The sequence below is a fragment of the Pseudomonas sp. App30 genome (genome assembly GCF_047947025.1).
In the GTDB taxonomy this organism is placed as follows: Bacteria; Pseudomonadota; Gammaproteobacteria; order Pseudomonadales; family Pseudomonadaceae; genus Aquipseudomonas.
Genome location: NZ_CP133165.1, coordinates 1069592 through 1081566, shown reverse-complemented (window position 1 = coordinate 1081566; position 11975 = coordinate 1069592). Strand labels below are relative to the sequence as shown.

Below are 11975 nucleotides of genomic sequence, written 5' to 3'. Positions count from 1 at the left end.
AGAGTGGACGTTGATTTGGCGGACTACGCTTCCGCCACATTTTCTTCGTTAGAGCCCTGATTATTCAGGGCTTTTTCGTTTCTGGGTTTTCTTTTCCTGCCATCCAGGTCGCACGCGCCTTCATCATTTTTCAGAGTGCGACGACTTTTTCTTCCTTCTTGAAACGAACTGTCGAGGAATAGCTGCCCCGTCAGCTTGACTTGCCCACGCATGCGCCTCACTTTGAGTGGAGGACGACTCGTATCACGAAAGGGGAGGCAAAATGCCAAGCAGCGCAGACGTAGCCAACTACTTCCTGAACCTTGAGGGGGAAGGGGGTGAGATCTCGAATCTAAAGCTTCAGAAATTGGTGTATTACGCTCAAGGGTTCAGCTTGGCCCTGCGCGGCACGCCACTGTTCGACGAGCCCATTGAAGCGTGGATGCACGGGCCTGTGGTACCTGCTCTGTACCGTCAATTCCGGGACCGGGGATCAAACCCGATTCCACCGGATGTGGCATTCGATCCTGAGGTGCTGAGCGTTGACGAACGCCGCCTCATCGAAGAGGTGTTTGGCGTCTATGGCCAATATTCCGCATGGAAGTTACGCCAGCTCACCCATGAGGAAGACCCCTGGCGTGAAAACTACTCCGAAGGTGAGTACAGCCGCGAGATCCCCCAGCAGCAAATGGAGCATTATTTCCGCGAACATCTGGTGAACTGACCGTGGCCAGGGACAGAATCAAGCGACGGGACTCGCATGGCTCTCAGATCAAGGCACGCACTTCACCCGTGGAACTCGATGATTCGGACGCCCGCCCACCGGTATTTTCCTTCGAATACCTGCAGAAGGGCTGGTGCATTCAAGACTGCCAGCAAGAAGAACGGTCGAAGATGCTGGATAAACTGAGAAAACTCAGCAGCCTCTCCTGGAAAGACATTCGCCAGCAGGAGCGGCACGGCCTAGGCACCGAAATCATTGATAGGGGCAGTTTAAAGGCCGCGTTGCCTGCCTTTATCACGGAAGAGGTCCGCCTATTGGCGTTCAGGGCCTACGATTTGGTGCCGATGGTTGGCTACCGTAGTGGGCGGATTTTCCACGTCGTTTGGATTGATCGGGCGTTTAAGCTGTACAAACACTAACGTCCTATCTTAGTGCGTGTGCCTCATGGATGCGGAGTCGACTCAAATTTGCGTAGGTAACTGACCCTGGTCAGCTTCCGTCTGTCTCTCCGCATCCGCGCTCAGGGAATTCTCACCCCGAGAGCGTTCAGTGTTGGCGTATCCATTTTCCCGTGCACGGTAAGCCCCGAATCTGATTGGAAGGCCATGAGCGCCCCCCGGGTGGCTTTGCCCATCACACCGTCTGGACGACCTTGGTAATACTGACGAACCATCAGCGCAGTCTGCACCCTCATGACCAGCGTGTTCTTCTCTGCTTCGGTTGGGCGGGCAGCGGCAGTGGAAGTAGCCCCGCCTCCGGTTGATGTCCCATAAAGGGAATTGCTTGAGGAGGAACTCGTCGACCTGGTAGCGCTGTATCTCGACGTACCCGAGGTGTTCGGCGTGGTCGCCACAGGGGGGCTGTAATAGCGTGGCGCGCTGTAGCCGCTTGATCCGCTGTAGTGAGAGCTATGGGAACTGTGCGAGCTATGGGAGCTATGCGATCGGTGAGCGGCATACATGTTGACCACGTCGAGCGCGTTCAAGGTATTGGCGAACACGGGTGGTAAAGCATTGTCCCTGGGTGCCCAGTTCATGTCAGCGAGGGGCAATTGGTTTGCGTCGGCCATGGCCGCGCCGGCAATCGGTAGCAGGCTTACGCCTCCGATCAATAGCTTCCAGCGATCAAGCAGTTTCATTGGGCGCTCCCTGCGTAGGCTGCGAAAGCCTGCGTCGTCAGTTTTTGTATTCCACGGCTTTGCCAGCGGGTGGTGTGAGATTTGAAGAAGCCAGAACAGTGTTCAGCGGCGGCGCAGTCTTTACAGTCGTCGATGAACAGATTTTTCCAGTCCGAGATGCTCTGCCGGGCAAACCGCGCGAGATGTGGGGGGACTAGGCAGAGCGGAAGGTTGTAGATCGACACCGGAAGGCCTCGGTTACTCAGGAAGTAAACGGCTTGGGTTAAGTGCTCCTGGTAATCCAGCGGGTCTATCCAGAGCTCGTCGTAATGCTTGCGAGCAAGTCCGGTGCTCTCAATCCCCATCAACGCAACGTGTTGTACAAACGACAAATTGCGGAAAATGTAGTGGGCCAGCTCGGGGAGGCGCGGCGTCGTCAATTGGTTGAGCACGACCCGGATCTCGATGACCTGTTTTGCGCGCGCCAAGTTGTACAGCCCCTGCAAGGTTTCGCTAAAGGCGCCAGGTGCTTGCACGACGTGGTCGTGATCTGTGGGATTGTCCGCGTAGAGGGGAATTCCCCAGCTGAGCTGTGGATGATCAACCTGAGTCAGCGCCTCAATCCAGCTGGGGTCTTTGAAAGTTCGGCCGTTGCTCAATACGTGGATCGACTTGTGAGGGAGCACGTCTTTGCATTTACGCAAAATGGCCAACAGTCCTTCCCGGTAAAGGGTTGGCTCACCGCCGCTGATGCCGATGTTCTCCTCCTGCGGATCCATCAGATCAATCACGCGTAGGTTTTCCTCGATGTGCCAGCGGTCATCGATGTCCTTGGGCGGTTGAGAACACATCAGGCACAGGCTGTTGCAGCGGTCGGTCATGAACAACAGGTTGCTGTCGGAGCCTCTCCGATAGAGCACTCGAACTACCGGGCTTCCGGGCGTTAACGCAATCACATCACCTGGCTGGACGACCCCCTCGTCCTTCGGGCCGTGGAGGGCCAACACCCCAATAGCCACCGGTAGCTCAGTACTAGTTGGGGTGATGAAACCACCGAGGGGTAGTTCAAGCAGGTTGGCTTGGAGCGCGGGCTCTGCAACCCATAGCATCAGATCCTCGAAGCCAACTTGGCCCGCACAGGCAGCAGTGCCTTTCTCAATGAACTCTTCAAGGCTCACGACTTTCAGTAGCCGAGGTTCGACTAACCCCTGAATTTCAAAGTGAGTGTCTTTACGCAACAAAATGGTTACCCCCGATATCCGGCCAGACGAACATCGGAGTAGGCGCGCCGGTTCAGCCAAGACAGGAACACCCTTCGGCTGGCGTCATCGCCATCGCGCAGCAGCGTGAACAGATGCTGAAGTAAACCAAGGTTTTTAGTGCAAAAGCTGCTGAGCGCCCGGTGCCCGATAGGGTCGCCTTGACGGGCAAAGTGCTCCACTGGATCTGCACCACAGTAGGGAACCAGCGCGCAGTCAGAGCAACCAGGCAGAGCTTCGGCCACGCCACTGGCGAGCAGTACCTCCATTACAGGAGACTTCAGCAGTTCATGCAGCGGCTGGTGGACTGTACCCAGGCGCAGGCCATTTTCACCCATCTCCAGAAGCATGCGTGCCTCGTCGGACGGGTAGACGTAGCCGTCATAGTTGTACACCAGCGCTCCGGTGCCCGCGCCTGTAGGGGAGCGCAGATCCACGTATCCCGAGGCGAAGGGCGTCAGCACATTCCTCAGGAGAAGAGTGGTGTAGCTTTCGGAGAGGTAAACCCCTTGCTGGTTGATCTCCAGCAAATACGCCAAGGCCTCTTTGTAAAAAGCAACGAATCGCTCCATCGGGTAGTCCAGTCGCCGCGCACTGCGGGTAGCAAAGCCGTAGGGGCTGAGGGGGCGCAGCGCGATACTGGTGAAGCCTTGTTTGATGTACTCGTCGATGATGGCCTTGGGGCTTTCGAGGCTGCGTGCTGTCAGTGTCGTCAGGGCGGAGACTGCGTCATGCCCCATGTGTTCACGGACCCGCCTGACACCCTCGAGGGTGCGCTCGTAGGAATCGCGGGACGGCGTTGGGCGGTTCGCGTTGTGCAATGCCGCGGGCCCATCCAGCGACGTGGAAAACTGGATCTGATGCTGTTTGGCGAAATCGAGGATTTCGTCAGTCAGGTGGTGCAGGGTGGTGGTGACGACAAACTGCACGTCGCGCTGTTCGACCAGGTTGCGTGCTTCAACCCACTCGACAATCTGCTGGATTCGCCCGAATGCCAAAAGGGGCTCACCACCTTGAAACTCTACGGTGAGTGCCTGCGCGTTTGACTCGAATACTCGGTCGACAGCAGCGAGGGCGTCCGCTTCCGAGAGATCATGGCCGGCGCCGGCCATGGGCGCCCGGGACACCTGGCAGTACTGGCAGGTATGGTTGCACCGCAACGTGACCACGAAAATGTGCAAGGCCGGCCCTTGGAAAAGGAAATTCTTGCGACTGCGGTACTGGGCTGCCATCTCAGGCATAGGGTCGTGGCGCCCGGGCTCATAGATGAAATGGCGCGCAAGCAGATCTTTGTAAAACGGCGTTTCAGGAGGAATCTTTTTGTCCACCAGGGCCTGCAACTGTGGGTCGCTGACAAACAGGTATTCACCTGTTTCCGAGGTGATCAGGACATCCTGCGCATGCATTTCTGGCAGGCGCATGAATCGCAGCGGGAGTAGCCTGAAGCTGCTCGCGTCGGTCGCAATAAGGGTCATTTCAGGCCGCAACCCGATAAGGCTGCACGTGCCAGCAACTCCCTGATACCAGCGGACTCCTGATTGATGCGGTCACGTAGCGCAAAGTCATTCAGGGATTGTATGACCAGCGCGCGAGCGCGATCAGCCTGCATGATGCCGTCGGAAATGGGGGGCGAGATCATCAAATCGAATTGATCTGCCGAAGGCACAACCTGGATGGTCAAGGAGCTCGCCAGTGCATAGGCAGCTCGTTGCACAACACCAAGAGGATATGCTGTGGCGCTCACGCGTAGGGTGACTGGCCATGTCATTCTGTTCGATCCCTGAATACACATCGTTAAGGTCGCAATTTTGCCGCCACACGAGGCAATTAGCCACTACCACTTGTAGCTTTGCTGAAGATATTTTTATGAGCGGAGAAGGGGTGGCAGCCGTGGTCTAAATACGAGCCCAGCGAAACGGTAAGGTGAGTATTGGTGGCGACGAGCGCGCTTGATCTGGGAATGTGGTTAACCACATAAATGCCCGGTTTTGAGTGACGTTAGGAGAGCTATCGATGTCCGACAGAAGACCACCTTGCGAGCCTTACAGTGCCCATCCTCCAGGAGGGCATTCATTGCTCAACAACAGCATCAGGTTGAGCCGATTGACGCTTTGAGCTTGAATACTGCGCTCGGTTGACCATTGTTCTGAGTTTGTTGATGAGACCAGCCAGCATCCCATTGAACAGCAGCTCAGCATGCTACCTCCTTTTTTGAATGCGTCCGTGAGCCCTTGAATGAATGATTTGCAGACTGAGGAGCAGATGCGCGAAGCACTGTTTGGCCCCTCTACACCTACAGAACCAGTGGCGAAAGACGATGTGTCTGAGCTTCAGTTTGTGCCAACCAAGCGTGCCTCGGCGAAGGCCGCAGCTAAAAAGCCGAGCAGTTCTTCTTTGTTTCCAAAGTTGAGGATGACCCTTCGCGTCACCAAGATTTTTGAAGACGAGGCTGAAATCCTTACTCATGATGCACGGACGTTGAGCAGCCTTTTGGCAGAGCAAGAAGCGAGAAAGGTCGCTAAGAAAATGAACTATAAATACATAGAGCTCGTATCCATCGTGCAGCTATAATCCGCCCTGCTGTAGTGGTCAACTGATCCCGGACACTGCGTTAAGTTTTTCCTCGGCAACGGCAGGCGCTAATCCTTCGTTGAATTGATGCGGTCGCCGCCAGTTGTACCGTTCCATCAGAAAACGACCGATATCTTGTTTAGCCAACGCGGCGCTCATGTAGCCCACCGTCGGTATCCATTCAGTTTTCAGGCTGCGAAATAGCCGCTCCATTGGCGCGTTGTCATGGCAGTTACCACGCCGACTCATGCTCTGTGTGAAACGGTATCGCCATAGTCTCTGGCGGAAAATCCGGCTGCCGTACTGGCTGCCCTGATCGCTGTGAAACAGCACATTCTGAGGCCGGCCACGCTGCTCATAGGCCATATCCAATGCCTTGATAACCAGGTCAGCGTCAGGATTGGATGAGAACGCCCAGCCTACGACCCGGCGCGCATAAAGATCGATGACCGCTGCCAGATAGTGCCATCGGCCTTCGGCCCAAACGTACGTAATGTCACCGCACCAGACCTTGTCGGGGGACGCCACGCTGAACTCTCGATCAAGCACGTTCGGGATATCAGGTCGCTCAACGGTGGCCTTTTTATAGGCATGGGAGCCCGGTTGTTTGCTGATCAGGTTCATCTCGCGAATCAACTTACGTACCTTGAATCGCCCGATTTGCATGCCGTCTTCTTTCATCATCAGCATGATGCTTCGACTGCCCGCAGCGCTTCGGCTTTGGGTAAACAGTTCGTTCACACGGCTGCGCAAAATCACCCGTTCGGCATCAGGGGATCGGCGTTTTCGACAGTACGCGTAGTAGCAAGATCGGGTGACTTCAAATACCGAGCACAACAGATCAACCGGCTCCTCGGAGCGAAGCTGATCGACTAACGCGAGCGCTCGTGCTCCTCGGCCATCAAGAGCGCGGTAGCCTTTTTTAGGATCGACTTTTCCCGTTCCAGACGATTGATTCGGGCTTCCAGTTCTTGGATTTTTTGCTGCTCAGGTGTTAACGCCTTGCTAGTCGGGGTGACACCGCCACGCTCCTGCTGGAGCTGGCTGACCCACCGACGCAATGCTGATTCAACTAGCCCGAGCGACCGGGCTGCCTCAATGTAGCTGTAGCCTTGGTCAAGCACCAGGCTGGCGGCTTCACGTTTGAATTCGGGGGTAAAGGTACGTCGTTGCTTGGTCATCAGACACCTCTCTATGGCGAGCATTCTCGCCTAAATGGGTGTCCGGTTTCATTAGACCACTACACTATTGCCGCCATGAGGGAAACATTGCCGAGGCCATTAGCGCAGACATTTTCCCGCTCGTGTCCTCGGGAAAGAATGTCCACACAGGTTAGACAACATCAGGAGGAAATATCTTCTGCGATTTTTCTACACGTCTCGCGCAGCTTTTCGTTCAGCCTTACGTTAATCCCGTACTCAGCCGCCAGGATTACCGCAGCGACCCCAGCTAGACCTGGAATCTCTAGAGCGGTTCGGATTTGTGGGATGACGTAGTTGGCGTTGTTGAACGCCAGCTTAGATTTTATTTGGCTTCTCCAGTGGCTTTGTGCCCAGTGAACGACAGGGGGTTCAATTGCTCTTCGAAATTGAGATTCGTTGGCCATGATCAGGAAACGCAGCGTTGCTTCGAAGAGTTGAGCAGGAAACAGCTCGTCGCGCGTGAGCACTGTATGGATCGAATTCGTTATAAAGAAGTATTGATCATCAAGGTTCGGCTTTAGCATTTGATCAACCCAGCTTACGCAGTAGTTTAAACCTTTGTAATCTTTGAGGTTTTCGCGCAGTTTCTCTAGCGCCGTTCTCGAGCTGGAAACCGCTGCGGACACACCGAAAGAAAAAATGGCTGCACGCATGATCTGAAGATATCGATCTGTCTGTAGTGCTTCGGCGGGAAGCCTCGGAACGGTTGCGAAATGGGGGTTCGGGCTGAGTTGTAGGGCAGGCTTATTCCCTTCGGGAAAGGAATACGCTACAAAATCAAGCCACCGGTGCATTTGCTCAGCAAAGCCTTCTGCTGTCGCATTTTCTATGGCTCTATTGATTACGTATGACCTGAAGGTTAAATCGAATGTTGGAGCCGCTTTGCCTCCAAGCCTTTTCTCCAGTTGAAGCAGTGCATGGGTAGGCCCCGTCACCTCCGCTTCCAGCGTGAGGAAAAGGTACCAGGCAGCGTCTTGGGTCGATCTCGGAAGCTCGTGCATGCCATCAGGTGGTGTCGGGTTGCTGCACATCCCAGGAACCATGGCAGTTGGTTCCCCGTTTACCAAGGCTTCGTCTGCGGCTCCGATCGTCTGAACATGGAGCCAGAGTAATCCGTGACGAATTACCCGGCTGCAATAGATCGACTGCAGCGATGTTTCTTGATCAATGTCTGGCAATCGTCCCAATATTTCTCTGTAGATTTCGACAGCTGATGCGACATCATGCGCTTTATAAAACGCAAGTGCGGCGTCGGCCCTTAGGCCAAGATTCATGGCTTTTGAGTTTTCGATTTGACCCAGAGATGCATCTGTGGCGGCTAGTGAGAATTGAGTGGCGGCGCCACTCCAGTCGCCGGTTTTTGCCATGCTGATGCCGGCCTCTCTTCTCAGAAACATCCGCTCTAATGGCTCAAACTCACTAAGCCTTGGCTCTGTGTCACGTAGTATCGATACGACGTCGTGATGTCTATGTTGTCGGAGGAAGATTTTTGACCTTGCTCTCGCAAGATCGAGGCTATTTCCAAACTCCAACTCTGCCTGCTTAACCACATCCAGCGCGAACTGGGGCTCGCCGGCATATTCATCAAGCATTATGGAGACTGCAACCAGCAGCAGTATCGTCAGGGGAGGGTGGCCCCAAGAACGGCTTAGCGCCGCCATTTGTTGGTAGGCTTCGGAGGCGTCGCGTCCGTCGATCGTCCCTAATCGAACTTCCTCTAGCCACGGGCCGTTTACCAGCGCTGCAGTTCCACCTCGGGTCTGGAGGGTGAATCCGAGATATTCCTCACGCTCTTTCTCAACCAGGTCGTTCAATTCTTCAAACAGAGCTAGCTGTGCTTTGACGCTGCCAACATGCATTGCTTGTGAAATGAATAGACCCCCATTTGTCTCCGAAGCGGGAATTGAGGTGCCGAATCGTGGCTCCTTTTTCACTGCAATACTGAACTCGCGTAGCATGCTGAACCAGTCAGGCAGAGTTGAGGAGAGGTTAGAGATGCAAAGAGCTTTCCCTATCGCCATGATGCGGTACGTTGTTCTGGCCTCAGGTGGGAAGGCCTGCGTTTCTGCCTCGAGTGTGCGCCAGACGTTCACTGGGTGAGATGTCTTGCCGTCGATTGCTGCACACAGTACGAATTGATTGAGCCTAAACAGGAAGGATTTTGCGAGGTCGTTGGGGACAATTGGGGTTTCGAGCGAGGCGAAACGTAAGCTTGGGAACCATTGCGCAATCACCTCTAGTTGTTCCGCCCTCGTTCTTAGGAGCGCACCTCCCAATTGAACCAGACGGTTACTCTTTCCCTTGAGGCTATGGATGAATAGATCATCAACAGTCCGTACGTCAAGATTCCCATCTGCCCACAGTTGGTTCGCAAACATTTGATGAACAGAAGCTTGTTCACCCGGCAACAACACGTTTTCACCTGCGTTCGCTATGAGTGGAGATATTCTCAACATCCCCGCACCAAGGCTATCAATCCACGGCCCGATCAAAGCATCAAGGTATTCCCCAGCGGACTGAATAGGAGGGGAGATTTCCCCAAGTTGCAGCGCGGCTTGGCGCTTGAAACGCCCTACAACCAAGCTTGTTCGATAGAGAAACTTTCTGGCTTGCTCGTCCATTCTCTCTACAAGTGTTTGACGTATCGCTTCGCGCTCGCCTTCGACGTCTGCCCCAATATTGGTCGCGGCTGGCTCGGAAAGGTCAGATGAAGGCCATCCTCTCAGCTTCAACCCAGCCAGAACTGCTCGCACCAACTGCGGGTGCCCGTTTCCGCCGGTATATCGAACGAAGAATGCCCACAACTTTGGGTCGCCCCCTGCTTTCTGCACAAGGCTGGCGACTTCCGACTGGCTAAGCGCAGGAACTCGAAGTGATGTGCCCAAATCCAGCCCAAGCCTGTCAATCGAACCCGATGTCAGGTCTTTGTAGCAGGTGATAATGCAAGCAATATTGCTCCTGTTCAGGGCACGTAGGAATCGGCCAAAGCTGGAGGCAAACTGCGGTTGATTCAGCGCGTTGAGGTCATCCAGGATGATCCCTGTAAGCGATTTTGTGACCGCTTCCCCTTGGGCCCTGTTAAGCCTGTATTCGCACTCCTGTGGGGGGCATTTCGTAGATCGACAAGCGTCCAATCGCCACCGTATGCTGCAGCAGACAATCTAGAAAGCACCGACTTGCCCATTCCTGTTCCAGCTGAAAGGATGGCAACCGAGGATTTGTTCAAGACGTCTATCACCGTCTGCACTACATCAGCTCGAGGCAGAACATCAGCTGGCATTGGTAAGTCGGCCACGTTTTCCATCACAGCCATTGCCAGTTCAGTTGGCTGCCTCTGACCTTGAGTCATCCCCTGATGTATTAGCCCCTCGAGCATGCCAGGCGGCAGCGAGGTTCGGCCTGCTTGTTCGCAGAGCTTTAAAAGTGAACCTGCATCCACATACCTTGCAGTGGGCTCTGAGCGAAGCACGGTCTCCAAGACGGCTTCAAGGACGGCTGCCGCTAACGGTTCTGATTCAGTCGGCAAGAGTCGAAGGCGGTCACTGCCGTACGCAACCAATGCAACTGATAGCTCCTGCTTAACGTCTGCAATGCCTGGCTCTCCACAGTCCCACGTTATTTTTTGGAGGAGATCGCGACGCAGCTCGTCGTCGGTTCGGGCAATAATGAATGTAGTCAGGCGGTCTGAGACATTAGCTCTGAGAATCGCTTCCCTAAGGGGTCTAACCTCTGCAGTTCGTGCTGCTCTTGCCCAATAGTGGAGAACAGCTTCGCCATTTATTCTGTGAGCTACCTCTCGTTCCACGCCGATGGAAGAGGTGGTGAGGAAGCGTAGGGTGACTTGCGCATTCCGGTTGCGTTCAACCAGATCCAAGAAGTTATCCAAAGCCTCACGGACATCCTGGGAGTTGATAGTGATCGTGCCCGACCCGGCAGTGTCTTTAACCTGGACGCCTGTCACCGAGTCCTTCGCCACGATGGCATAGTCTTCGGCTACCTCGAGATACAGACGATGCCCAGCTTCCAATCGAATCCATGCCAATGCACTCACGTACAGTTGGTACGCGTAGCCCCTCAGCGCATTAACGGCCTGTCGCTTGGGGTCTCCGGATGGTGCCAGAAGTGAGGGGCCAGAGGTGTATGGCGTGGTCATATGTACCTAGGGGGTGGTATGCAGATGACTCAAGAATATGTGTCTGACAAAGCACAAGCTAGCGCTTCGCTACCAATGCCCAGTTGGGAGCTTGCGCCGGTGTGATGGTCAGGAGCCCAGCGTCCAGTCGGGGACGCCAAGTGAAGCAGGAAATCTTGTTTTCCTGGCCCGTTTCGATATCTTCTTTCACGGGCGGTGATGGTCGCCTGGCGCCTGTTACGCGCAGCAAGAGCCCATCGTTTTATTCCTCCCAATACCTATGGCAATCCCATTCATGGACAGACCGGTGAGCAGGCAATCGGTCATCGCGTCCATGGCACGAGGAATGTCATGTCTAATTTATCCGCACTTAACGTATTCAAGTCTCTTTCCAAAGCCGTTGCCCAGCAGCAGGGCTGGCAACTTTCGGTGGCGCGTAAGCGGCTTTCAATTGGCGCAGGATTCTCCAGCTATCATGAGTTGCAGAGCGTGGCATCAGGAGCTCGAGAGGATGCCCGGCTGCTTCGCTTCACGTTCGGCGTTGAGAAGTTTTCAGACGTTATTTTCCTGCCGGAGGTGGCAAACGCTTTGGAAGAGGAGGTGATCCGCTGGGCCGTTCAGGACGAACTTAACCGCAATACTCCGGAAGTCAGGGTTCACATCTCTAATCTACTCGCCGAAAGGCAGTACGACCCTGATAGAGGTGTACTGATTGCCTCGGCCACTGCCGATCTGACACGCATCGAATCATTTCGCTATGGACAGCAGTTTGAGTGCTTCGATGCAGCCATGACCTTCGATGTGAGGTTTCGAGACTATCGGTGGCAGCTAGTGTCGACATCGATGACCGTTCGCCTGAAGGCTGCAGGGGATGATGGTCTGATTGAGGATTCAATCAATGATTTTCCATCGAGCGAGTTCTGGGATTAGTTTCCTCGATCTCTCGCTTCTGTCACGTTGTTGCCTGCCAGCTCTGATTCAGAAAATGAGC

The 11975-nt window shown here is 54.6% G+C and carries 12 protein-coding genes; 4 read left to right on the top strand and 8 right to left on the bottom strand.

Annotated elements, in window-relative coordinates; genetic code table 11:
* Nucleotides 1-23: 23 nt before the first annotated feature.
* Entirely contained in the window at nucleotides 24-212 is a 189-nt protein-coding gene (locus RAM80_RS04740) for a hypothetical protein (RefSeq protein WP_416425082.1), read from the bottom strand.
* Nucleotides 213-262: 50 nt separating this feature from the next.
* Between RAM80_RS04740 and RAM80_RS04735 the strand changes: the two genes are divergently transcribed.
* Both RAM80_RS04735 and RAM80_RS04730 read left to right on the top strand, forming a co-directional pair.
* On the top strand, nucleotides 263-703 hold the full coding sequence (locus RAM80_RS04735) for a Panacea domain-containing protein (protein WP_416425081.1): 441 nt from the start codon (nucleotides 263-265) through the stop codon (nucleotides 701-703).
* A gap of 68 nt (nucleotides 704-771) precedes the next feature.
* Nucleotides 772-1122, top strand: a complete 351-nt coding sequence (locus tag RAM80_RS04730; RefSeq protein ID WP_416425080.1) for a hypothetical protein — start codon at nucleotides 772-774, stop codon at nucleotides 1120-1122.
* 101 nt (nucleotides 1123-1223) lie between these two features.
* On the opposite strand, the gene hxsA is transcribed toward RAM80_RS04730, so the two are convergent.
* The 4 genes from hxsA to RAM80_RS04710 are packed head-to-tail and all read right to left on the bottom strand — an operon-like array spanning nucleotide 1224 to nucleotide 4760.
* Nucleotides 1224-1841: a His-Xaa-Ser repeat protein HxsA gene (gene hxsA / locus RAM80_RS04725; RefSeq protein ID WP_416425079.1), complete on the bottom strand. Its 618-nt coding sequence runs from the start codon at nucleotides 1839-1841 to the stop codon at nucleotides 1224-1226.
* Nucleotides 1838-3061 (bottom strand): His-Xaa-Ser system radical SAM maturase HxsC, encoded by a 1224-nt coding sequence (gene hxsC / locus RAM80_RS04720; protein ID WP_416425078.1) that lies wholly within the window; start codon nucleotides 3059-3061, stop codon nucleotides 1838-1840. The genes hxsA and hxsC overlap by 4 nt, the downstream gene beginning before the upstream one ends.
* A 5-nt stretch (nucleotides 3062-3066) precedes the next feature.
* Nucleotides 3067-4554, bottom strand: coding sequence for a His-Xaa-Ser system radical SAM maturase HxsB (gene hxsB, locus RAM80_RS04715; protein ID WP_416425077.1), 1488 nt, complete (start codon nucleotides 4552-4554; stop codon nucleotides 3067-3069).
* Nucleotides 4551-4760 carry a hypothetical protein gene (locus RAM80_RS04710; RefSeq protein ID WP_416425076.1) on the bottom strand — a complete coding sequence of 70 codons (210 nt, stop codon included), beginning with the start codon at nucleotides 4758-4760 and terminating at the stop codon, nucleotides 4551-4553. The genes hxsB and RAM80_RS04710 overlap by 4 nt, the downstream gene beginning before the upstream one ends.
* 554 nt (nucleotides 4761-5314) lie before the next feature.
* On the opposite strand from RAM80_RS04710, the gene RAM80_RS04705 reads away from it, so the two are divergent.
* Nucleotides 5315-5650: a hypothetical protein gene (locus RAM80_RS04705; RefSeq protein ID WP_416425075.1), complete on the top strand. Its 336-nt coding sequence runs from the start codon at nucleotides 5315-5317 to the stop codon at nucleotides 5648-5650.
* A gap of 18 nt (nucleotides 5651-5668) precedes the next feature.
* Here RAM80_RS04705 and RAM80_RS04700 read toward each other — a convergent pair.
* The 3 genes from RAM80_RS04700 to RAM80_RS04690 all read right to left on the bottom strand — a co-directional run bounded on the left by RAM80_RS04700 (nucleotide 5669) and on the right by RAM80_RS04690 (nucleotide 10903).
* Nucleotides 5669-6831, bottom strand: a protein-coding gene (locus RAM80_RS04700) for an IS3 family transposase (RefSeq protein ID WP_416425074.1) whose coding sequence is annotated in 2 segments (ribosomal slippage) — nucleotides 5669-6576 and nucleotides 6576-6831 — 1164 coding nt in all. Because the reading frame shifts where the segments join, the coding sequence is not laid out codon by codon here.
* A gap of 161 nt (nucleotides 6832-6992) precedes the next feature.
* Nucleotides 6993-9737, bottom strand: coding sequence for a hypothetical protein (locus tag RAM80_RS04695; RefSeq protein ID WP_416425073.1), 2745 nt, complete (start codon nucleotides 9735-9737; stop codon nucleotides 6993-6995).
* A 125-nt stretch (nucleotides 9738-9862) separates the two neighbouring features.
* Nucleotides 9863-10903: a hypothetical protein gene (locus RAM80_RS04690; protein ID WP_416425072.1), complete on the bottom strand. Its 1041-nt coding sequence runs from the start codon at nucleotides 10901-10903 to the stop codon at nucleotides 9863-9865.
* A 432-nt stretch (nucleotides 10904-11335) separates the two neighbouring features.
* On the opposite strand from RAM80_RS04690, the gene RAM80_RS04685 reads away from it, so the two are divergent.
* Nucleotides 11336-11914, top strand: a complete 579-nt coding sequence (locus RAM80_RS04685) for a hypothetical protein (protein ID WP_416425071.1) — start codon at nucleotides 11336-11338, stop codon at nucleotides 11912-11914.
* Nucleotides 11915-11975 lie beyond the last annotated feature (61 nt).